Raw genomic sequence first — 20624 nt, forward strand, 5'->3', positions numbered from 1 at the left:
GACCCATGAGCACCCCCTCCACCCCTGCCCCGGCGAGCACGGCCATCCCCGCACCCGCCGCCCTCGCCCGCACCCTCGAGGAGGGCATGCTCGCGAAGGCGACCATGCCGCGCGGGCGCATGTTCCTGCTGTCCCTCACGGGCGGCGCCTACATCGCGCTCGGCTTCGTGTTCATGGTGACCTCGCAGCAGGGCATGGGCGCCTGGCCGATCGGCATCGCGAAGGTCATCGGCGGCGTGGCCTTCTCGGTGGGACTCGGCCTCGTCGTGGTCAGCGGCTCGGACCTCTTCACGGGCACCACCATGACGGCCATGCCGTGGCTCTCGCGCCGCATCACGACCGGGCAGATGCTGGTCCACTGGGGCATCAGCATCGCCGGGAACCTCGTGGGCTCGCTGACGGTCGCGCTGCTGATCTTCCTCGCCGGGACCCCGTCCACGAACGGCTCCGCCTGGGGGCTCGTCGTCCTCACCACGACGGAGGCGAAGGTGACCCACAGCTGGGGGCAGTCCTTCGTGCTCGGGATCCTCGCGAACCTCGCCGTGTGCCTCGCGGTCTGGGTCTCGATCGCCGGGAAGACGGTCGCGGACAAGGTCCTCGCCGTCGCCGGCCCGATCGCGCTGTTCGTCGCGACGGGCTTCGAGCACTCCGTCGCGAACATGTTCATGCTGCCGCTGGGCCTGCTCGTGAAGAACGCGGAGGGCGCCGGCTTCTGGCAGGGCGAGGCGATCACCGCGGCGGGGGTCACGAAGGCCGACTTCGCGGCGATCACGGCGGGTCATGCGCTGTGGGACAACCTCGTGCCGGTGCTGCTGGGCAACATCGTGGGCGGCGCGGTGCTCGTCGCGGCGTACTTCTGGGCGGCCTACCGCCGTGACGAGGTGACCGCCGCCGGGACCGCCGCCGCAGCCGCGACCGATCAGGCGTCGACGAGCCCCCGGGGCCGCGCCTCCTGAGCCCTGACGGGTTCCCTCGGCAGCCCCGTGTCACGCGGGGGAGCAATGGTTCACACTCCTCGGCCGCCGGCATTTCCGCATATAGGATGGCGCGGAATTCTCAGCGACCCGGCGCCCCCGCGCGCCACGAGACCGAGGTGAGATGTCCTCCTCCACGCAGCCCTTCCGCCTGGCAGTGATCGGCTCCGGCCCCGCCGGCGTGTACGCCGCCGAGACCCTGCTGCGCTCCGCGCCCGTGAAGAGCGGTGAGCTGGCGGTCGAGATCGACCTGTACGACCAGCTCCCCACGCCCTTCGGCCTGATCCGCTACGGCGTCGCGCCGGACCACCCGCGCATCAAGGGCATCATCACGGCGCTGCACCGGATCCTGGACCGCGGCGACATCCGCTTCCTCGGCGACGTCGAGTTCGGCACGGACCTCACGATCGAGGACCTCCACACCCACTACGACGCGGCGATCTTCGCGACCGGCGCGCTCAAGGACGCGGACCTCGACATCCCGGGGATCGACCTCGAGGGATCGTTCGGCGCCGCGGACTTCGTGGCCTGGTACGACGGCAACCCCGACTACCCGCGCGAGTGGGCGCTGGACCAGGAGTCCGTGGCCGTGATCGGCAACGGCAACGTCGCGCTCGACGTGGCGCGCGTGCTCGCCAAGAGCGCGGACGAGCTGCTGCGCACGGAGATCCCGGCGAACGTCCACGCGGGCCTCGCCGCCGCGGCGACGACCGACGTGCACGTGTTCGGCCGTCGCGGCCCGGCGCAGTCGAAGTTCTCCCCGCTCGAGACCCGCGAGCTCGCGCACCCCAAGGGCGTCCAGGTCGTCCTCGAGGGCCGCGACCTCGAGCAGATCACCGAGGCGGAGTGGGAGGCGATCCGCGCGGACAAGCGCACCGACCAGATCGTCTCGACCTTCGAGGGCTGGCTCGAGGAGCAGAAGCGCCGCGAGGCGGCCGGCGAGGAGCCCACGGACGCCCACGGCGGCCCCGTGCAGCGCCGCCTGCACCTGCACTTCTGGCACCGCCCCGTCGAGGTGCTCGGCGAGGACGGCAAGGTCACGGGCATGCGCTTCGAGCGCACCCGCCTCGAGGAGGACGGCTCCCTCGTGGGCACGGGCGAGCTCGTGGACTACGAGCTCGGCGCCGTGTACCGCGCGGTGGGCTACTTCGGCTCGGAGCTGCCCGGCGTCCCCTACGACGAGAGCCGCGGCGTGATCCACAACGCCGCCGGCCGCGTGACGAAGGCCGACGGCACCGTCATCCCGGGCGTCTACGCCAACGGCTGGATCAAGCGCGGCCCGGTGGGCCTGATCGGTGCCACGAAGTCCGATGCGATCGAGACGATCTCCTCGCTGCTCGAGGACATCGACGCGGGCGCCCTGACCCCGGCGCCGGAGCGCGACCCGGACGCGATCCTGCGCACCTTCGACGAGCGCGGCGTGGAGTACACGACGTGGGAGGGCTGGCGCGCCCTCGACGAGCACGAGAAGTCGCTCGGCGCGGCGGAGGTCGACGCCGAGGGCGAGCCGCGTGCCCGCGTGAAGGTCGTCGAGCGCGAGGAGATGGTGCGCGTCTCCCGCGACGGCATGACCACGATCTCGGTCAGCACCCCGGCCTGATCCTCCCCCTCTCGCTGCCCGGGTGTGCCGGGTCGCAGCGCCACGGGCGCCGTCCTCCTCGGACGGCGCCCGTCGTGCGTCCACGTGAGGGAGCTCGCCCGTCGGGGCGGTGCGCGCCCGGCGCTGCGGACCTATAGTGGAATAGTCATTCCACTACTAGGAGGTCCCATGCGCACCGTGTCCTACGAGCAGTTCGGCGAGCCCGCCGACGTCCTCACCACCCGCGAGGCGGAGGCCCCCGCGCCCGCCGCCGGCGAGGTGCTGCTGCGGCTGGTCCTCAGCCCCATCCACCACCATGATCTGTGGACGATCCGCGGCACCTACGGCGTGCGCCCCGAGCTCCCGGCCGTGCCCGGCAGCGAGGCCGTCGCCGTCGTCGAGGCCCTCGGCGAGGGCGTGGACTCCGTGGCCGTCGGCGACCGCGTCGCCGCCACCGCGACCCCCGGCACCTGGTCGGAGCTGTTCACCGCCCCCGCCGGCTCGCTCGTCCCGCTGCCGGCCGAGCTGCCCGACGAAGCCGCCGCCCAGCTCGTCGCCATGCCCTTCAGCGCCCTGTCGCTCCTCGAGCACCTCGGCCTCGCCGAGGGCGAGGTGCTCGTCCAGAACGCCGCGACCGGCGCCGTGGGCCGCCTCGTCGCCCAGTTCGCCCGCGCCCGCGGCCTGCGCGTGATCAGCCTCGTGCGCCGCAGCAGCGGCGTGGAGGAGCTCGCCGCGCAGGGCATCGGCGACGTCGTCGCGACCGACCAGGACGACTGGCAGGAGCAGGCCCGCGCCCTCATCGGCGACGCCCACGTGGCCGCAGGCCTCGACTCGGTGGGCGGCGAGGCCGCCGGCCAGGTGCTCTCGCTGCTGGGCCGCGGCGGCCGCCTCGTCGTCTTCGGCGCGATGGGCGCGACGACCATGGCGCTCCCCTCCGGGCCGATCATCTTCAAGGACCTGAAGGTCGAGGGCTTCTGGGGTGCCCAGATCTCCGCCGACATGAGCGACGAGCAGCGCCGCCGCCTGATCGGCGAGATCATCGCGCGCCTGCTCTCGGGCGAGGCGACCCTGCCGGTCGCCGGCACCTTCGGCCTGGACGAGGTCGCGGACGCCGTCGCGGCGACCCTGACCGACGGCCGCCAAGGCAAGGTCCTGCTGCGCCCCTGATCCCGGCCCACCACGACGAGGGGCCCCGGCAGGAATCTCCTGCCGGGGCCCCTCCGCATCCGCGCCGGGGACGCGGGAGGATCAGTCGTCGGAGACGGTGACCGTGACGGGGATGTTGCCGCGGGTCGCGTTCGAGTACGGGCACACCTGGTGGGCGGCGTCCGCGAGGGCCTGCGCGGTCTCCTGGTCCAGCTCGGGGATGACGACCTCGAGCTCGACGGCGAGCGAGAAGCCGCCGCTCTCCTCGGAGCCGATGCTCACGCGCGCGCCGACGCTCGAGCCGTCGATCTTCACCTTGCGCTCGCGGGCGACGAGCTGGAGCGCGGAGTGGAAGCACGCGGAGTAGCCGGCGGCGAAGAGCTGCTCGGGGTTCGCGCCCTTGCCGGTGCCGCCCATGGCGGTGGGGACGGCGAGGTCGAGGGCGAGGTCGGAGTCGACGACGTCGACGTGGCCGTCACGGCCGGCGCCGGTCGCGAGGGCCTCGGTGGTGTACAGGGGCTTCATGATGTCGGGTTCCCTTCCAAGGAGTTGAGGGCGGCGTCGAGGGAGGCGAGCGCCGCCCCCGTGTCCACCCGGGTCATGACCAGTGCGCTGACGAGCAGCGCGACGAGGGTCTCGGCCAGGCGCTCGCGATCGGCGAGCGGGAGGCCAGGATGCCGGGCCCCGACGCCGCGCAGGAACGCGGCGTGGAGCTCGGCGCGGTAGACGCGCACCACCTCGGCGATCCCGTCGTCCCGGGCGAGGCCCGAGCAGGCGGTGTTCACCAGGAGGCAGCCGTCGGGGAGGGTGCGTCCGGACGGGTCCGCGAAGATCTCGCGGGCGGAGCGGAAGTAGCGCGCGAGGGCGCCGGGCTCGACGTCCGTTCCGCGCAGCGGGGTGAGACCGGGACGGACGACCTGGTCGAGGTAGTCCTCGACCGCGGCGTCGAACAGGCCGCGCTTGGAGCCGAACGCATGGTAGATGCTGCTCGCGTTCAGCGCCGTGGCCTGCTGGAGCGTCGCCATGGACGCCCCTTCGTAGCCCTCGTGCCAGAAGACGTCGCGCGCGGCGCGCACCGCCTCGGCGCGATCGAAGGTGAGGGGCCGTCCCATGCGTGCTCCTCCTTCCGTGATCCGTCCCGGGGTGCCGGCGCCGATCCCTGGTGCCGGCGCCGCTCCCCCACTATAGTGGAATGACTACTTCAATAGAACCCCGGAGGTTCCTGTGATCATCCTCGGATCCGTGCTCGCCCTCGCGGCGGCGGCCCTGCACGTCCTGATCTTCGCGCTCGAGTCCCTGCTCTGGGGCACGCCCCGCTCGCAGGCGGTGTTCGGGGAGCAGTCGCCCGAGGAGATCGAGACGACGAAGCTCATGGCCCTCAACCAGGGCTTCTACAACCTCTTCCTCGCCGTGCTCGCGGCGCTCGGCGCGATCCTGCTGCTCGCCGGCTCCACCGCCGTGGGCGGCGCGCTCGCCCTCGCGGGCACCGGCAGCATGCTCGCCGCCGCGCTCGTGCTGCTGCTCGCCTCCCCCGCGCACCGCGCCGCGGCGATCAAGCAGGGCACGCTGCCGCTGCTGGCCGTGCTCGCCCTCGTGATCGGCCTCGCGATCTGAGACACCCGCGCACGCAGAAGGGGCGCCCGCTCCCGCCGGATGGCGGAGGCGGGCGCCCCGTCCGCGTCGACCCCGGGGGCCGGGATCAGCGCCGGATCGAGGCCAGGTGGTCGGCGATGCGGTCCACGGCGTCCTCGAGCAGGTCCACGGGTGGGAGCGTCACGAGCCGGAAGTGGTCCGGCGTCGGATAGTTGAAGCCCGTCCCCTGCGTGACCAGGAGCTTCTTGGAGCGCAGCAGCTCGAAGGCGAACTGCTCGTCGTCGTCGATCCGGTACATCTCGCGATCCACGCGCGGGAACATGTAGAGAGCGCCCTGGGCCTTGACGACGTCGACCCCGTCGATCGCGCTGAGCCCCTCGTAGGCCACGTCGCGCTGCTCCTTGAGCCGGCCGCCCGGGAGCAGGAGCTCGTGGATCGACTGATGGCCGCCGAGCGCCGTCGCGACCACGTGCTGGGCCGGGACGTTGGGGCACAGCCGCATGTTCGAGAGCACGTCGAGGCCCTCGATGAAGCTCGTCGCGTGGTCCTTGGGGCCGTAGAGCGCCATCCACCCGGCGCGGAAGCCCGCGACCCGGTACGCCTTGGAGAGCCCGTCGAAGGTGATGGTCAGGAGCTCCGGGGCGAGCTTCGCGATGTGGTGGTGGACCGCGTCATCGTAGAGGATCTTGTCGTAGATCTCGTCCGCCAGGATCATCAGCCCGTGCTTGCGGGCGACCTCGACGATCTCCCTGAGCACGTGCTCGGGGTAGACCGCGCCCGTGGGGTTGTTGGGGTTGATGACGACGATCGCCTTGGTGCGCTCGGTGACCTTGTCCGCGAGGTCGGAGACGTCGGGCCACCACTGCTGCTCCTCGTCGCAGCGGTAGTGCACGGCGCGGCCGCCGGCGAGCGCGATCGAGGCGGTCCACAGCGGGTAGTCCGGAGCGGGCACGAGCACCTCGTCGCCGTCGTCCACGAGCGCCTGGCAGGTCATCTGGATGAGCTCGGAGACCCCGTTGCCGAGGTAGATGTCGTCCAGCTCCATGCCGGGCATGCCCTTGGTCTGGTAGTACTGCGCGACCGCGCGGCGGGCGGAGACCAGGCCTTTGGAGTCGGAGTAGCCCTGCGCGGTGGGCAGCGACCGGATCATGTCCACGAGGATCTCGTCCGGCGCCTCGAAGCCGAAGGGCGCGGGGTTGCCGATGTTGAGCTTGATGATCTTGTGCCCCTCGGCCTCCATGCGTGCTGCCTCTGCCGGGACCGGACCTCGGATCTCGTAGCAGACGTCGCGCAGCTTCGAGGACTGGGTGAAGATCATCAGTCGGCTCCTGTCGGGTCGGAGGGGAGAGCTCAGGGTAGCGCCGTGCGCGGCACGGGCGGAGGGGTGCCCGCGGGAGGCCCTTGACGGCCCGTCCCGCACCCCTTATTTTCGGGTCGTAAGTAATTACCGGGCGAGGACGCCCGCCACCGATCAGGAAGAGCGACGATGCCCACCGATCCCACGACCCGGCGCCTGCACCTCCGCGCGGCCGGCGTCTCCCTCGTGCTCGACACGACCGGCGGGCGCGTCCCCGCGATCCTCCACTGGGGCGCGGACCTCGGCCCGCTCACCGGGACGGACCTCGCCACGCTCCTCGCCGCCGTCACCCCCGCGATCTCGAGCAACGGCCCCGACGTCCCGCTGCGCACGGGGATCCTCCCCCAGAGCGCCGACGGCTGGCTGGGCCGCCCCGGCCTCACCGGCTCCCGCGACGACGGCTCTGGCACCGCCCCGCGGCTCGCCGTGACCGGCGTCCGGATCACCGAGCAGGGCACCGAGCGCGCGCTCCCCGCCGGCGAGGGGACCGACCTCGAGACCGGCCCCGCCCTCGTCATGCTCGACCTCGCCGACGAGCTCCTCGGCCTCGCCGTGCGCCTCGACGTCGAGCTGCTCCCCTCCGGCCTCGTGCGCGTGCGCGCCGAGGTCACGAACACCGGCGACACGGCCTACACCGTCCACCAGCTCACCCCCGCCCTGCCGGTCCCCCTCGACGCCGACGAGCTGCTCGACTTCGGCGGCCGCTGGACCAAGGAGCGCACCCCGCAGCGCCGCGCCATGGTCACCGGCACCCACCTGCGCGAGAACCGGCGCGGCCGCACCGGCGCCGACGCCGCGCACCTGCTGCACCTGGGCACCTCCGGCTTCGACTTCTCCACCGGCGAGATCTGGGCCGTGCACACCGCCTTCTCCGGCAACCACACCCACCACGCCGAGCGGCTCTCCGCGGGCGTCCAGGTGATCGGCGGCGGCGAGCTGCTGCTGCCCGGCGAGGGCCGCCTCGCCCCCGGCGCCGCGATCGCCTCCCCCTGGCTCTACGGCGCCCACTCCGCCGCCGGGCTCGACACGATCGCCCGCCGCTTCCACGCCCACCTGCGCGACCGCGAGACGCACGGCGGCCTCCCCTACCCGGGCACCGACCGCCCCGTCACCCTCAACGTGTGGGAGGCCGTCTACTTCGACCACGACCTCGCCGTGCTCTCCGAGCTCGCCGACCGCGCCGCGGAGCTCGGCGTCGAGCGCTTCGTGCTGGACGACGGCTGGTTCGGCTCCCGCCGCGACGACTCCTCGGGCCTCGGCGACTGGACCGTCTCGGAGGAGGCCTGGCCCGGCGGCCTCGCCCCGCTCGTCGACCGCGTCACCGGCCACGGCATGCAGTTCGGCCTCTGGTTCGAGCCCGAGATGATCAACGAGGACTCCGACCTCGCCCGCGCGCACCCGGAGTGGATCATGGCCCCCGGCCCGGACCGCATGCCGCTGCCCGCCCGCCACCAGCAGGTCCTCAACCTCACGATCCCCGAGGCCTGGCAGCACGTCCACGACGCGATCGACGCGCTCCTGACCGAGCACGACATCGCTTACATCAAGTGGGACCACAACCGCGACCTCGTCGAGGCCGCGACCCGCGCGACCGGCGCCGCCGCCGTCCACGAGCAGACCCTCGCCGTGTACCGGCTCTGGGACAGCCTCAAGGCCGCGCACCCCGGCCTCGAGATCGAGTCCTGCTCCTCCGGCGGGGCCCGCGTGGACCTCGGCATCCTCGAGCGGGCGGACAGGATCTGGGTCTCCGACTGCATCGACCCCCTCGAGCGGGCGACCATGAACCGCTGGACCTCCCAGCTCGTGCCGCTCGAGCTCATGGGCAGCCACATCGCCTCCGGCGGCTCCCACACCACCGGCCGTCTGCACTCCCTCTCCTTCCGCGCCGCGAGCGCGATCCTGGGCCACCTCGGCATCGAGTGGGACCTGCGCCGCGCGACCGAGGAGGAGCTCGCCGAGCTGCGCACCTGGATCGCCCTGTACAAGGAGCACCGTGAGCTGCTGTTCACCGGTGACCTCGTCCGTGCGGACCGCGGCCAGGACACCGTCTGGATCACCGGCGTGCTCTCCCCCGAGCGCGACCGGGCCCTGTACACGGTCACCGCCGTCGATACCCCGGACATCGCCCCCGTCGGCGCCCTCCGCCTGCCCGGCCTCGACCCGGAGCGCCGCTACCGCGTGCGCCCGCTCGTGCTCGGCCCCCAGCCCACCGGCTGCGTGTGGCCCGCCTGGGCCCGCGAGGGCGCGGACCCGGCCACGGACGCGAAGGGCGCCGGCTACGGCCCGCCCGCGCTCGTCGACCACCTCGACGTGCCCGGCGCGGTGCTGCTGCGCACGGGCCTCGCCGCCCCCGTCATGGCGCCGGAGACGGCGTTCCTGCTCGAGGTCACCGCGCTCGCGGACCGACCCTGACCCCTGACCATCGGAGAGAGGACGACGATGTCCACCACCACCCCCGAGGCGACGAGGACGCCGGGCGCGCGCCCGGCGCCTCCCCGCCGCCGCCACCGGGACGACACCCGCCTGGCCCTGCTGTTCATCCTGCCCGCGAGCGTCGGCCTGCTCGTGTTCCTCGTCTGGCCGCTGATCACGGGCCTGTACTACTCCTTCACCGAGTACGCGATCCTCACCCCCGCCCAGTGGGTGGGGCTCGAGAACTACCGCACGATGCTCACCGACCCGGTGTTCTGGAAGTCGCTGCGGGTGACCGTGCTGTACGTACTCATCAACATCGGCGTGCAGACGGTCGTCGCGCTGCTCATCGCGGTGCTCATGCAGCGCCTCACGCAGTCCACCTGGCTGCGCTCGATCGTGCTCGCCCCGTACCTCGTCTCCAACGTCGTCGCCGCGATCGTGTTCCTGTGGATGCTCGACAGCCAGCTCGGCATCGTCAACATCGCGCTGCAGGCGATCGGCTTCGACCCCGTCTCCTTCTGGGCGAGCGAGACCTGGGTGATCCCCACCGTCGCGCTCGTGAACGTGTGGCGCCACATGGGCTACACGGCCCTGCTCCTCTTCGCGGGCCTCCAGTCCATCCCCGAGCAGCTCTACGAGGCGGCCCGCACGGAGGGCGCCGGCGAGTGGCAGCTGTTCCGCCGGATCACCCTGCCGCTGCTGCGGCCGATCCTCGCGCTCGTGCTGATCATGTCGATCATCGGTAGCTTCCAGGTGTTCGACACGATCTCCGTGACCACCCAGGGCGGGCCGTCGGACGCCTCCAAGGTGCTGCAGATGTACATCTACGAGAACGCCTTCGCGCAGTACCAGTTCGGGTACGCCTCCGCGCTCTCCGTGGCGCTGCTGGTGATCCTCGTGATCTTCACCTTCGCCCAGTACTTCCTGAGCCGTGCCGGCGAGTCGGACCTGGACTGAGAGGACCCATCGATGACCACCACCGACGCCCCCGTCACGACCACCGCCCGCACGGCGGCTCCCGCGCCCTCCGCGCGGCCGCGCCGTCGCCTCTCCCCCGGCCGCCTCGCCGCCTGGGCCGTGATGATCGTGATCCTGCTGATCACGCTCTTCCCCTTCTACTGGATGCTGCGCACCGCGCTCTCCTCGAACACCGCGCTCGCGACCGACCCCAGCAGCCTGCTCCCCGTGGGCTTCTCGCTGGGCGGCTTCGCACGGGTCTTCGGCCTCCAGGACGTCGACACCGCCGTCTCCCAGGGCGGCTCCGGCGCCTCGATCACCTTCTGGCGCTACCTGCTGAACACGGTGGTCGTCGCGACGAGCATCACCGTCGTCCAGACCTTCTCCTGCGCGATGGCCGCCTACGCCTTCTCCCGCCTGCGCTGGCGGGGCCGCGAGACGGTGTTCCTCGTGTTCCTCGCGGCGATGATGATCCCGCAGATCTTCACCCTGCTGCCCAACTTCGTGCTCATCAAGAACCTGCACCTCGTGGACACGCTGCTCGGGATCATGCTGCCCAGCCTGTTCATCTCCCCGTTCGCGATCTTCTTCCTGCGGCAGTTCTTCAACAACATCTCCCGCGAGGTGGAGGAGGCCGCGCTCATCGACGGGGCGAGCAAGGTGCGCGTGTTCTTCACGCTCGTCCTGCCGATGTCCTCGGCGCCGCTCGCGACTCTCGGGCTGCTGACCTACATGACCGCGTGGAACGAGTACTTCTGGTCACTGATGGTCTCCTACTCGGACTCCTCGCGGGTCCTGACCGTCGCGCTCGCGGTGTTCCGCGCGCAGTCCCCGAACACGGGCACCGACTGGGCCGGGCTCATGGCGGCGACGCTCGTCGCGGCCCTGCCCATGCTGATCCTCTTCGCGGTCTTCGCGAAGCGGATCGTGAACTCCATCGGCTTCAGCGGGATCAAGTGAGGGACCGACGATGACCAACCACCATCCCCACCACCGCCAGCACCCCCTCAGCCGCCGACGCCTGCTCGGCGGGGCCGCCGCCCTCGGTGCGGCGGCCGGCACGACGGCCCTCGCCGGCTGCGGCTCCTCCGCCGCCGCGGGCGACGGCGTCGAGCTCGACTACTGGCTGTGGGACGCGAGCCAGCTGCCCGGGTACTCCGAGGCGATCGACCTGTTCATGGAGCAGAACCCGGACATCACGGTGCGGATCACCCAGATGGGCTGGGACGACTACTGGACCAAGCTCACCGCGAGCTTCGTCGCCGGCGCCGGGCCCGACGTCTTCACCGACCACCTGGGCCGGTACCCGGAGATGCTCTCCCTCGGCGTGATCGTCCCGCTCGACGACTTCGCCCCGATCGCGGAGATCCCCGGGGACCGGTTCCAGCCGGGCCTGCAGGACCTCTGGACCGGCCAGGACGGGAAGAAGTACGGCCTGCCCAAGGACTACGACACCATCGCGATCATGTACGACACGACGGTGCTCGAGGAGGCCGGGGTGACCCCCGAGGACCTCGCGTCCCTGGACTGGAACCCGGCCGACGGCGGCAGCTTCGAGCAGATGCTGCTGCACCTGACCGTAGACACGAACGGGAAGCGCGGCGACGAGGACGGCTTCGACGCCGGCAGCATCGCGACCTACGGGCTCGGGGCGGACGCCGGGATCGACTACGTCGGGCAGTCCACGTGGTCGCCCTTCGCCTTCTCCACCGGCTGGGCGTTCACCGACAAGGACACCTGGGGCACGCGCTTCCGGTACGACGAGCCCGAGCTGCAGCAGACGCTCGACTGGTACTTCGGCCTCGTCGACAAGGGGATCCTGCCGCCCTTCGGCATGTTCGGCGACTCGAGCCCTGCCCAGACCCAGCTGCAGTCGCGCAAGGCGTCGCTCACGCTCGCGGGCTCCTGGATGATCGGCACCTACGCGAACCTCGAGGGGCTCTCGCTGGGGATCGCGCCGCTGCCCTCGGGCCCGATCGGCCATCCCATGTCGATGTTCAACGGGCTCGGCGACTCGATCTCGGCGCAGTCCGAGCACCCCGAGGAGGCGGCGCGGCTCGTCGCCTTCCTCGGCTCGGACGCCTCGCAGGAGATCATCGGACGGCGCGGCGTCGTGTTCCCCGCGACCGATGCCGGGACGGCGGCGGCGATCGCCGCCTACGAGGAGCGCGGGCTCGGCGCCTCCCCGTACACGGACCGCGTCGAGAACGGCGAGACGGGGCTCTACCCGCTCGTCGAGAACGCGGCCCAGATCCAGTCGATCATGCAGCCGGCGCTCGACGACCTCTGGCTGCGCAAGACGGACGCGTCCTCGCTGACCGCGTACAACGAGAAGGTCAACGCCCTGTTCACCTGACGCGCGCGGGAGAGGGCGAGGGGCCCGGGCCGGGACACGGCCCGGGCCCCTCCCGTGCTCAGACGGGGTCGGTGCCCGTGATGAAGCGGCGGGCCGCGATGACGGCGGCGCCGCGCGCCCAGTCCTCGAAGTCGTCGGGCAGGTAGCGCACCACGACGTCCTGCTGCTGCGCGGGGAGCAGGGAGCGCAGGGTCTCGGCGAAGGCGGGGTCGTCGCGCAGCAGCCCCACGCTCTCGCCGCCCAGCAGCAGCGCCTCGGGGTCCAGCACGCCGAGCACCCCGGCGGCGGAGACGGCGACCGCGTGGCCCACCTCCGCGGCGAGCTCGCGGGCGGCGGGGTCGCCGGCGCGCACCGCGTCGAGCACCGCCTGCAGCCGCTGCTCCGGCGTGCCCGTGCCGGCTCCCGGCACACCCCGCTCCCGGCCCGCCTCGATGACGGCGTCGTTGCAGGCCACGTCCATGAGCCGCACACCGCGGCCGTCGCGGGTGACCGTGGTGAGGGCACCGGTGAGCCCGGCCGTGTGCCCGGCGCCGCGGCGCACGACGCCGCCCTCGACCGTGCCGACCGCGACCCCGGCGCCCACGGTGATCGCGACGAAGGAGTCGTGGCGGCGGCCCGCGCCGAACCAGGCGAGCCCCTCGAGCAGGGCGTGGATGTCGTTGCGGACGCTCACCGGCAGGCCCAGCGCCTGCTCGAGCCGCTCCCGCAGCGGCACCGGGCCCTCCCAGCCGAGCAGCTCGGCCGGGGCGACCACGCCGTCGTCGTCGACCCTGCCCCCGAGGCCGATCCCCACCCCCGCGATCCGCGGGTGCGAGGAGCGCAGCACCTCGCACAGCTCCGTGACCGTCGCGATCACGGCGTCCGGGTCCATGCGGGGCAGCGGGGCGGCGAGCTCCTCGAGGGACTGTCCGCGCACGGTGACGACCGACGTGTGCACGGCCGTCGCGGTGATCTTCACGCCGATCAGCCGCACGTGCTCCTCGGCGACGTCGAGCGGCAGCTGCGGCCGGCCCTTCGCCTGGGGACGCGGCGGGAGCTCCCGCAGCAGGCCGTTCTCGAGCAGCTCCCGGGCGAGGCGGGTGAGGGTCGGATGGGACAGGCCGAGCACGGCGGCGAGGTCCGTGCGGGCGTGCGGCCCGCGGCGCACGAGGTGCTCGTAGACGGCCGCGGCGGAGGGCGACCCCGGGGCGGCGGGGAGATCGGTCGCGGCGGCGGTCATGGGCACCAGAGTAGGCGGCGCCCCGTCCCACGTGAGCAGGGACACTAGGATGATCGGCATGACCTCCGCGCCCACCGGCCCCTCGTCCCCCTCCCGCACCGACGAGCACGGGCAGGAGGCGCCGGATCTCCGGGGCAACCCCCTCGCTGAGCCCTCGGGCCTCCCCTACGGCCTCCCGGACTTCGCGGCGCTGCGCACCGAGCACTTCCTCCCCGCCTTCCGGGCCGGCGTCGCCGCCCAGCGTGAGCTCCTCGAGCAGGTCGCGACCTCGACCGCGCCGCCCGCCTTCGCCTCCGTCGTGCTGCCCCTCGAGGACGGCGACCCCCTGCTGCGCCGGGTCTCCCGCGTGTTCTTCCACCTCGTCGCGACCGACGGCACCCCCGAGATGCAGGCCGTCGAGGCGGAGGTCACGCCCTGGCTGACGGCGCTCTCCGACGCCGTGTTCCTGGACCCGCGGCTCTTCGCGCGGGTCGACGCCCTGCACGGGGACGCCGCCGCCGTCGCCGCGATGAGCGACGAGGAGCGGCACCTGCTCGAGCGGCTGCACCAGCGCTTCGTGCTGCGCGGTGCGCGGCTCGGCCCCGAGCAGAAGGAGACCCTGGCCGCGCTGAACCAGGAGATCTCCCGGCTCGAGACCCGCTTCACCCAGCAGGCACGGGCCGATCTCAAGGCCGCTTCCGTGCACCTCACCGACGAGGCCCACCTCGCGGGCCTCGACGCGGGGCAGCGCTCGGCCGCGCGCGAGGCCGCGATCGACGCGGGGCTCGACGGCTGGCTGCTCACGCTCGTCCTGCCCACCGTCCAGAAGCTGCTCCCCTCCCTCGAGGACCGCTCGGTGCGCGAGCGCCTCTACCGCGCCTCGACCGAGCGCGGCACGGAGACCTGGGACCTCGCCGCGCAGATCGCCGAGCTGCGCTCCCGCAAGGCCGCCCTGCTGGGCTTCGCGGACTTCGCCTCCCTCGCCGTCGCCGATCGCACGGCCGCCGTGCCGGAGGCCGTCGAGGAGCTGTTCGCGGCGACCGTCGGCCCCGCGATGCGCAACGTCGAGGGCGAGGCCGCCCGGATCGCGGCGCGCGCCGCCCGCGACGGCGTCGAGGACCTCGCCCCCTGGGACTGGGCCTTCTACGAGGCGCGCGTGCGCGCCGAGGAGCATGCGGTGGACGAGGCCGCCCTGCAGCCCTACTTCGTGCTCGAGCGGGTGATCGAGGACGGCGTGCTGCGCGCCGCCGGTGAGGTCTACGGCCTCGCCTTCACGCGCCGCGACGACCTCACCGGCCCGCACCCGCAGGCGCTCGTCTGGGAGGTGCGCCGCGAGGACGGCGAGGAGGTGGGCCTGTTCATCGGCGACTACTTCACCCGGGACGCGAAGCGCGGCGGGGCCTGGATGAACGTGCTCTCCGTGCGCTCCCGCGCCGAGGGCACCCGGCCGATCGTCATGAACACGCTGAACATCTCCCGCCCCGCCGCGGGCGAGCCCGCCTCCGTCACCCTCGACGAGGTGCGCACCCTGTTCCACGAGTTCGGCCATGCGCTGCACGCGCTGCTCTCCGACGTCGAGCACGCCTCCGCCTCGGGCACGGCCGTGCCGCGGGACGTGGTCGAGTTCCCCTCGCAGGTCAACGAGATGTGGGCGCTGCGGCCCGGGATCGTCGAGCACTACGCGCGCCACGTCGACACCGGGGAGCCGGTGCCCGCCGAGCAGCTCGAGCGGGTGCGCTCCGCGGCGCTGTGGGGCGAGGGCTTCGCGACCGCCGAGTACCTCGCGGCCGCCGTGCTCGACTGGCGCTGGCACCGCCTGCCCGCCGGGACGAGGGTCGAGGACCCGCGGGCGTTCGAGGCGGAGCAGCTCGAGCAGGCGGGCCTCGCCCACCCGCTCGTCGCCCCGCGCTACCGCACCGGCTACTTCCAGCACACCTTCTCCGGCGAGTACGCGGCCGGGTACTACTCCTACCTGTGGGCGGAGGTGTTCGACGCGGACTCCGTCGCGTGGTTCGAGGAGCAGCTCGCCGCCGGCCGGCCCGTGCGGGAGGTGGGCGAGGAGTTCGCGCGGGCGATCCTCGCGATCGGCGGCTCCGCCGATCTCCTCGCCGCCTACCGCGGACTGCGCGGCCGCGACCGGGAGGTCGCGCCGCTGCTCGAGCGGCGCGGCCTGGTCTGAGCCCCGGCGCCCGGCTGGAGGGGGCCGCCGGGCATCTGCCATGCTTCCCCCAGCGATCGAGCGGCGGCCAGGGGCCGCCGGAGGAGGAGCCCCGATGAGCCAGACCAGCGCCACGACCGCGGCGGACGACGAGCCGACGATCTACACCGCCTACGAGATCGACTTCATGATCTCCCTGCGCCCCACCGAGAACGCCGCGGTCACCCGCGAGCAGGTGGGGCTGCGCAGCGCCCCCGAGGAGGCCCGCGAGTTCGTCACCGCCGCCGTCACCTCGGGCCTGCGCGCCCGCGGCAAGGTCGAGCGCTCGGAGGACGGCCAGTGGCTGCTCGGCGAGGAGGGGCAGGTCGTGGCGGGGACGCTCACCTCCGCGGACCGCTGGCTGGGGCTCGCGCTCTCCGAGGGGGAGGCGATGCGCATGGCGTTCGTCGTCGCCGCAGGGGACGCGGTGCTCATGCTCACCCAGGACGAGCTGGACTCCTTCATCGTCTCCGCCCTGCCGGACCCCGCCCAGGTGCCGCGCTCGGTGACGGACATCGTCACCGCCTTCCTCGAGGTCGGCGCCGGGCGCACCGTCTCCCTGCGCCGCACGGAGCTCGGGACGGCGCAGGAGCAGACCCCGTTCATGCTCCACGTCGAGGCCGACGGCTCCTGGCGCGCCGGCCACCTCCCGCTCGACGAGGAGGGGGTCCTCTCGGTCTCCCCGATCGACCGCGCCCAGGTGGGCGACGCCGTCCGCGCCCTCTGGGAGGACGGCGTCAGCGCCGCCCCCTCCGCCTGAGACCTGCTGCGCCCGCCCCGCCGCGGTGCGTCAGGCGAGAGGGTCCGCGCCGCGCGCGCTCCGCGCCTCCCGGGCCTCCCGGGCCCGGGCGCGCAGATGGCGGTACCGGCGGTGCAGCCGCACCACGACCCAGATCCCGCAGGCCAGCAGGAGCACGGCGATCACCGCCGCGAGGGCCGGCAGCAGCACGGTCAGCACACCCATCACCACGGCGGCGAGATCCTCCCCCGTCGAGACGACGACGTTGGAGACCGGCTCCGGGGAGATGTTCACGGCGGCGCGCGTCGTGCTCTTGACGGCGTGGGAGCCGAAGGCCGTCGCGGCGCCGATCACCGCCATGACGATCGCGGTGGTCGTGTCGGTCTCCCCGCCCAGCAGGTAGCCGATCGCGCCGCCCGCCACAGGGCGCACTATCAGGTGCAGCTGGTCCCAGAAGGAGTCGAGGAAGGCGATCTTGTCCGCCGCGAGGTCCACGAGCAGCAGGATCCCGGTGATGACGAGGAGATCGGTGCGCTGCAGCACCTCGGGCACCTGCTCGAGCCCCAGGACGCGGCCGGCGAGCCCCAGCAGGAAGACCATGAAGTAGGGCCGCACCCCGCTCACCCATCCCGAGCCGAGCGTCATCACGAGCGCTTCCATGTCGCCTCCCCTGCCGCGCGCCCGACCCTCGCGCGGGCGCCGTGCGCCCATGGTGCCCCGGATCCGCTCCCCGCGCAGGCCCCCGCGCGAACCGGCCCGCCCTCAGCGGTGGCCAGGGCCCCGGCGGCGTCGCCGGTGCAGCTCGCGCCGCAGGACCCGGACCCCCTCGGCGCTCGGCCGGCCGTGCTCGCGCACCGGGCGGTCCAGCGCCGGCAGCACCACGCGCCGTCCTCCGCGCAGGCGCAGCGCGACCGTGAGCCAGTGCACCGGGTGCACGACCCGCGCCTCGACGCCGACCACGTCCTCCCAGCGCACCCGCCGCACCCGCAGGGCGCCGCGGCTGACGATCTCCTCGGCCCCGATCTCGACGCTCGCCCGCGCCGCCGCGAGCCCGGACAGCGCGCACCGCAGTCCCAGGCCGCCGAGTACCAGCACGAGCAGGCCGAGCGCCGCCTCCGCGGCGAGGAGGCCGAGCGAGGGCGCCCCGGGTCCGGTGCGGGACAGGGCGAGCACCACCCCGGCACCGGCGGCGACCGTCGCCCCGGCGAGCCCCGCCGCGCCGACGACCGCGCCGACCACGCTGCGTCGCAGGGCGTGCGCGGGCAGCAGCACGCGCGGGGCCGGGACGCTCCTGCCCTCGCCCGGCCGGGTCACGGCGGCGTCGCGCGGTGCGGCGGCGTCGCGGGGTGCGGGACGGAGACCCTCGACCGCGCGCAGCATGCGCTCGACGGTCGCGGCGCCGCGCGAGAAGTCCGGCAGCGGCCGGGGGCCGGTGCCGGGATCCGACGAGCGAGGGACGGTCATGGCCCGACCGTACGGCGGCCGTGCGAGCCGCGCCATGGGGAGAGGTCCCCAGGTGCGTGCGCGGAGGGAGCGGTCGTACAGTGCGGGGCATGTCCGGCTCCTCCCCCCGCTTCCGCCGTCCCGCCTCGCTGTACCCCTCCGTCGCCGATCAGCTGCCCGGCGACCCGGACCCGGGCACCGCGAGCGACCTCGCCCACAGCTCGGCGAGCGCGCTGCTGGACGGCGTCTTCCACAGCGAGGACCCCGAGGTCGTGCAGCGGGTGCTGACCCTCGCCGCGCGCGAGGGCCTCGGCGACCTCGCGACCCTGTGGTCCCGCGCCCCCGCGACGACCCTGCCGGGCGCGCTCTGGCGTCTGTACGTGCTGCACACGTGGGTGCAGCGGGCCGGCGACGACGTGGTGCTGCGCTACCGCCAGGGCTCCCGCACCGTGCCCGGCCTGCGCTACCTCTCCGGCCTCTCCGAGCCGCCGGACGTCGACGAGGTGCGCCGCACGATGGACGACATCCTGCGCGGCGCCTTCACCGGCGACCTCGGCATGGCCCTGATCCGCGCCGGGGCGGTCGCGACGATCGTCGCCCACGGCACCGCCCACCTCGCCGACTCCTCCCCCGAGGAGGGCCTCACGGCGCAGGCGGAGCGGCTGCTGAGCACGGGCGAGGAGCTCGTCGCGGCCGGCCGTCACGCCGAGGCGGGCACGCTGGACTGACGGCGCCGCGCCCCCTGGGCGGGGCGTGCTGGGGGGCGCCGTGCGAGATGCTTCACTCCTCCCCCGCCCGCGGCCGCTCCACGGGCCTCCCCGCTGACATCGCCCGGGCGAGTGCCCTACGATGGTTCGCGCGTCGGGCCGCGGTTGCCCCGGGCTCCAACATTTGCCGCTTCGAGCGGCCTTCGCGCCGACAGGCGCATCCCGGTCCGGCGCGTCGACGTTGGAACGGCCCCGCACCCCTGATCCGGGTGCCGAGGGCGAGGGCTGCGCCACCGGGCGCGAGGAGGCGTCTGGCCATGGTGCAGCTGTTCCCCCGGCGGCTCGAGCGCCCCATGTACGGACTGTTCGCCGAGCTCGCCGAGATCCAGGTGCAGGCCGCGGACACCCACTCGACCGTCCTCGGCTCGGGCTACCGCGAGCGGATGCGCATCGCCCCCCGCCTCCACGAGCACTCCACGAGCGCCGAGGAGCTCGTGCGCCGCATCGCGAACCGGCTCGCGGACTCCCTCATCACGCCCTACGAGGCGGAGCTGCTCTACTCCCTCGCCCTCACGGTCGCGGACTCGATCTCCGCGATGGAGCACAGCGCCGAGCTGCTCGTGCTCTTCCACAGCGGCACGCAGCCCACGCCGCTGCTCGAGGCGGCCAAGGGCATCGAGCGCTGCGCCGAGCTGACCGTCACCGCGAGCTGGAAGCTCGACACCGTGCGGGAGCTCGGCGACTACTACGCGCAGGTGCGCAAGGTCGCCCGGCAGGGCCGTCGGCTCACCCGCCAGGCGCTCGGGGAGCTCTACGCCCGCGGCGGCTCCGGGACCGACCTGCTGCCCCAGCGGGACGTCATCGACGCGGTGGACACGATCGTCGAGCTGCAGGAGCGGGCGGCGCGCACCGCGGATCTGCTGCGCGTCAAGGACGCCTGAGGTGACGATCGCGCTCCTGGTCGCCGTGGTGCTGCTCGCCTTCGTCACCGCGTTCTACACCGGGTTCCACGACGCCTCGAGCGCCGTCTCCACGACCATCTCCACCCGCTCGCTGCGAGAGAGCACCGCGCTGAACCTCGCGGCGCTCCTGAACCTGCTGGGCGCCCTGATCGGGATGCTCATCGTGCCGCTCAGCGTGGGCTGGGCGGTCTCCCTGCTGGGGCTGGGCCCGATCATCGAGGCGAGCGCCGACACCCCGGACCTCATCGGCATCGCGCTCGTGCTCATGCTGCTCGCGACGCTCGCGTGGGAGATCATCACGTGGTGGTACGGGACGCCCTCCTCGACCTGGCACGCGTTCCTCGGCGCTGCCCTCGGGGCCTCCGCCGCCCTCGGCGCCTTCGAGGCCTGGCTGCCCGTGATCGGCCTGCTCGCCCTCGCGACGCTGCTGGGACCCCTGATGGGCGCGCTCATCAGCACGGCCGGCATGCGGGGCCTGCTCGCGCTGGGGCGCACCGAGCGGCTGAGGGTGGGGCACCTCCGCTTCGCCCAGACCGTCTCCGCGTGCGCGGTCGCGACGGGGCACGGTCTGAGCGACTCCCGTCTCCCCTATGCGCTCGTGGTCCTCGCCTGCCAGGCGGCCGGGCTCCCGCTCGCGGACTCCCTGTGGCTGCTCGCGCCGATCGCGGTCGCGATCGCGGCGGGGACCCTCATGGGCGGCCACCGGATCATCCGCACCATCGGGCGCCGGCTCACGTCGCTGAACTCGGCGCAGGGCTTCGTCGCGGAGTGCACCTCGGCGCTGCTCATGGCCCTCGCCGTGGTCGGCTTCCAGGTGCCGATCTCGAGCTCCCACACGCTCGCCTCGAGCGTGGTCGGCGCGGGCGCGGCGATGGGGCCCCGGCACGTGCGCTGGACGGTCGCCGCGAAGATCGTCGGCTTCTGGATCGCGACCCCGATCGTGACCTGTGTGATCACGGCGATGGGGATGCGGATCGTGCTCGGGGCTCTCTGAGACCTCT

Annotated in this window: 19 protein-coding genes; 13 read left to right on the forward strand and 6 right to left on the reverse strand. The window is 73.4% G+C overall.

Going from position 1 to position 20624, the window contains the following annotated elements; all coding sequences use genetic code 11:
• Positions 1-5: 5 nt before the first annotated feature.
• The 3 genes from ACYVAP_RS12535 to ACYVAP_RS12545 all read left to right on the forward strand — a co-directional run bounded on the left by ACYVAP_RS12535 (position 6) and on the right by ACYVAP_RS12545 (position 3720).
• Positions 6-956: a formate transporter FocA gene (locus ACYVAP_RS12535; RefSeq protein WP_498860877.1), complete on the forward strand. Its 951-nt coding sequence runs from the start codon at positions 6-8 to the stop codon at positions 954-956.
• A 142-nt stretch (positions 957-1098) separates the two neighbouring features.
• Positions 1099-2574 carry a ferredoxin--NADP reductase domain-containing protein gene (locus ACYVAP_RS12540; protein ID WP_498860878.1) on the forward strand — a complete coding sequence of 492 codons (1476 nt, stop codon included), beginning with the start codon at positions 1099-1101 and terminating at the stop codon, positions 2572-2574.
• Positions 2575-2742: 168 nt separating this feature from the next.
• Entirely contained in the window at positions 2743-3720 is a 978-nt protein-coding gene (locus tag ACYVAP_RS12545) for a zinc-binding dehydrogenase (protein ID WP_498860879.1), read from the forward strand.
• Between the two features lie 81 nt (positions 3721-3801).
• On the opposite strand, the gene ACYVAP_RS12550 is transcribed toward ACYVAP_RS12545, so the two are convergent.
• Positions 3802-4224, reverse strand: a complete 423-nt coding sequence (locus ACYVAP_RS12550) for an organic hydroperoxide resistance protein (RefSeq protein WP_137771520.1) — start codon at positions 4222-4224, stop codon at positions 3802-3804.
• Positions 4221-4811 (reverse strand): TetR/AcrR family transcriptional regulator, encoded by a 591-nt coding sequence (locus tag ACYVAP_RS12555; protein ID WP_462589894.1) that lies wholly within the window; start codon positions 4809-4811, stop codon positions 4221-4223. The genes ACYVAP_RS12550 and ACYVAP_RS12555 overlap by 4 nt, the downstream gene beginning before the upstream one ends.
• A gap of 112 nt (positions 4812-4923) precedes the next feature.
• On the opposite strand from ACYVAP_RS12555, the gene ACYVAP_RS12560 reads away from it, so the two are divergent.
• Positions 4924-5313, forward strand: coding sequence for a DUF1304 family protein (locus ACYVAP_RS12560; protein ID WP_259360754.1), 390 nt, complete (start codon positions 4924-4926; stop codon positions 5311-5313).
• A gap of 85 nt (positions 5314-5398) precedes the next feature.
• Here the strand turns inward: ACYVAP_RS12560 and ACYVAP_RS12565 are convergent, their stop codons facing one another.
• A complete protein-coding gene (locus ACYVAP_RS12565) occupies positions 5399-6610 on the reverse strand; it encodes a pyridoxal phosphate-dependent aminotransferase (RefSeq protein ID WP_498860880.1) in 1212 nt (403 codons plus the stop codon).
• A 168-nt stretch (positions 6611-6778) separates the two neighbouring features.
• Between ACYVAP_RS12565 and ACYVAP_RS12570 the strand changes: the two genes are divergently transcribed.
• Genes ACYVAP_RS12570 through ACYVAP_RS12585 form a run of 4 tightly spaced genes read left to right on the forward strand, consistent with a single transcriptional unit; the run spans position 6779 to position 12377 of the window.
• Positions 6779-9061, forward strand: coding sequence for an alpha-galactosidase (locus tag ACYVAP_RS12570; RefSeq protein WP_498860881.1), 2283 nt, complete (start codon positions 6779-6781; stop codon positions 9059-9061).
• 27 nt (positions 9062-9088) lie between these two features.
• A complete protein-coding gene (locus ACYVAP_RS12575) occupies positions 9089-10021 on the forward strand; it encodes a carbohydrate ABC transporter permease (RefSeq protein WP_498860882.1) in 933 nt (310 codons plus the stop codon).
• A gap of 12 nt (positions 10022-10033) precedes the next feature.
• The gene (locus ACYVAP_RS12580; RefSeq protein WP_498860883.1) at positions 10034-10981 is read left to right on the forward strand and encodes a carbohydrate ABC transporter permease; all 948 of its coding nucleotides are present in this window, start codon (positions 10034-10036) and stop codon (positions 10979-10981) included.
• Between the two features lie 10 nt (positions 10982-10991).
• Positions 10992-12377 carry an ABC transporter substrate-binding protein gene (locus ACYVAP_RS12585; RefSeq protein WP_498860884.1) on the forward strand — a complete coding sequence of 462 codons (1386 nt, stop codon included), beginning with the start codon at positions 10992-10994 and terminating at the stop codon, positions 12375-12377.
• Positions 12378-12435: 58 nt separating this feature from the next.
• Here the strand turns inward: ACYVAP_RS12585 and ACYVAP_RS12590 are convergent, their stop codons facing one another.
• On the reverse strand, positions 12436-13596 hold the full coding sequence (locus ACYVAP_RS12590) for an ROK family protein (protein ID WP_498860885.1): 1161 nt from the start codon (positions 13594-13596) through the stop codon (positions 12436-12438).
• A 58-nt stretch (positions 13597-13654) separates the two neighbouring features.
• Here ACYVAP_RS12590 and ACYVAP_RS12595 point away from each other — a divergent pair, with 58 nt between their 5' ends.
• Both ACYVAP_RS12595 and ACYVAP_RS12600 read left to right on the forward strand, forming a co-directional pair.
• Positions 13655-15754, forward strand: a complete 2100-nt coding sequence (locus ACYVAP_RS12595) for a M3 family metallopeptidase (protein ID WP_498860886.1) — start codon at positions 13655-13657, stop codon at positions 15752-15754.
• A gap of 94 nt (positions 15755-15848) precedes the next feature.
• The gene (locus ACYVAP_RS12600) at positions 15849-16532 is read left to right on the forward strand and encodes a hypothetical protein (protein WP_498860887.1); all 684 of its coding nucleotides are present in this window, start codon (positions 15849-15851) and stop codon (positions 16530-16532) included.
• A 30-nt stretch (positions 16533-16562) separates the two neighbouring features.
• On the opposite strand, the gene ACYVAP_RS12605 is transcribed toward ACYVAP_RS12600, so the two are convergent.
• Together ACYVAP_RS12605 and ACYVAP_RS12610 are read right to left on the reverse strand one after the other, a co-directional pair.
• Positions 16563-17171, reverse strand: a complete 609-nt coding sequence (locus ACYVAP_RS12605) for a DUF4126 domain-containing protein (RefSeq protein ID WP_498860888.1) — start codon at positions 17169-17171, stop codon at positions 16563-16565.
• A 102-nt stretch (positions 17172-17273) separates the two neighbouring features.
• Positions 17274-17975: a PH domain-containing protein gene (locus ACYVAP_RS12610; protein ID WP_498860889.1), complete on the reverse strand. Its 702-nt coding sequence runs from the start codon at positions 17973-17975 to the stop codon at positions 17274-17276.
• An 89-nt stretch (positions 17976-18064) separates the two neighbouring features.
• Here ACYVAP_RS12610 and ACYVAP_RS12615 point away from each other — a divergent pair, with 89 nt between their 5' ends.
• The 3 genes from ACYVAP_RS12615 to ACYVAP_RS12625 all read left to right on the forward strand — a co-directional run bounded on the left by ACYVAP_RS12615 (position 18065) and on the right by ACYVAP_RS12625 (position 20617).
• Complete coding sequence (locus ACYVAP_RS12615) at positions 18065-18682, forward strand: hypothetical protein (protein WP_137771533.1); 618 nt, start codon at positions 18065-18067, stop codon at positions 18680-18682.
• Between the two features lie 296 nt (positions 18683-18978).
• A complete protein-coding gene (locus tag ACYVAP_RS12620; RefSeq protein WP_498860890.1) occupies positions 18979-19602 on the forward strand; it encodes a DUF47 domain-containing protein in 624 nt (207 codons plus the stop codon).
• A 1-nt stretch (position 19603) separates the two neighbouring features.
• Positions 19604-20617 carry an inorganic phosphate transporter gene (locus tag ACYVAP_RS12625; protein ID WP_498860891.1) on the forward strand — a complete coding sequence of 338 codons (1014 nt, stop codon included), beginning with the start codon at positions 19604-19606 and terminating at the stop codon, positions 20615-20617.
• Positions 20618-20624: the final 7 nt, after the last annotated feature.

The sequence above is a fragment of the Brachybacterium horti genome (assembly GCF_054777615.1).

Excerpts from the sequence above, each read along its gene's own strand:
- ACYVAP_RS12580 (WP_498860883.1), top strand. The coding sequence starts at position 10,034 with ATGACCACCACCGACGCCCCCGTCACGACCACCGCCCGCACGGCGGCT.
- ACYVAP_RS12600 (WP_498860887.1), top strand. The coding sequence starts at position 15,849 with ATGAGCCAGACCAGCGCCACGACCGCGGCGGACGACGAGCCGACGATC.
- ACYVAP_RS12595 (WP_498860886.1), top strand. The coding sequence starts at position 13,655 with ATGACCTCCGCGCCCACCGGCCCCTCGTCCCCCTCCCGCACCGACGAG.
- ACYVAP_RS12570 (WP_498860881.1), top strand. The coding sequence starts at position 6,779 with ATGCCCACCGATCCCACGACCCGGCGCCTGCACCTCCGCGCGGCCGGC.
- ACYVAP_RS12540 (WP_498860878.1), top strand. The coding sequence starts at position 1,099 with ATGTCCTCCTCCACGCAGCCCTTCCGCCTGGCAGTGATCGGCTCCGGC.
- ACYVAP_RS12585 (WP_498860884.1), top strand. The coding sequence starts at position 10,992 with ATGACCAACCACCATCCCCACCACCGCCAGCACCCCCTCAGCCGCCGA.
- ACYVAP_RS12620 (WP_498860890.1), top strand. The coding sequence starts at position 18,979 with ATGGTGCAGCTGTTCCCCCGGCGGCTCGAGCGCCCCATGTACGGACTG.
- ACYVAP_RS12555 (WP_462589894.1), bottom strand. The coding sequence starts at position 4,811 with ATGGGACGGCCCCTCACCTTCGATCGCGCCGAGGCGGTGCGCGCCGCG.
- ACYVAP_RS12575 (WP_498860882.1), top strand. The coding sequence starts at position 9,089 with ATGTCCACCACCACCCCCGAGGCGACGAGGACGCCGGGCGCGCGCCCG.
- ACYVAP_RS12565 (WP_498860880.1), bottom strand. The coding sequence starts at position 6,610 with ATGATCTTCACCCAGTCCTCGAAGCTGCGCGACGTCTGCTACGAGATC.
- ACYVAP_RS12615 (WP_137771533.1), top strand. The coding sequence starts at position 18,065 with ATGTCCGGCTCCTCCCCCCGCTTCCGCCGTCCCGCCTCGCTGTACCCC.
- ACYVAP_RS12550 (WP_137771520.1), bottom strand. The coding sequence starts at position 4,224 with ATGAAGCCCCTGTACACCACCGAGGCCCTCGCGACCGGCGCCGGCCGT.
- ACYVAP_RS12535 (WP_498860877.1), top strand. The coding sequence starts at position 6 with ATGAGCACCCCCTCCACCCCTGCCCCGGCGAGCACGGCCATCCCCGCA.
- ACYVAP_RS12590 (WP_498860885.1), bottom strand. The coding sequence starts at position 13,596 with ATGACCGCCGCCGCGACCGATCTCCCCGCCGCCCCGGGGTCGCCCTCC.
- ACYVAP_RS12610 (WP_498860889.1), bottom strand. The coding sequence starts at position 17,975 with ATGACCGTCCCTCGCTCGTCGGATCCCGGCACCGGCCCCCGGCCGCTG.
- ACYVAP_RS12545 (WP_498860879.1), top strand. The coding sequence starts at position 2,743 with ATGCGCACCGTGTCCTACGAGCAGTTCGGCGAGCCCGCCGACGTCCTC.
- ACYVAP_RS12605 (WP_498860888.1), bottom strand. The coding sequence starts at position 17,171 with ATGGAAGCGCTCGTGATGACGCTCGGCTCGGGATGGGTGAGCGGGGTG.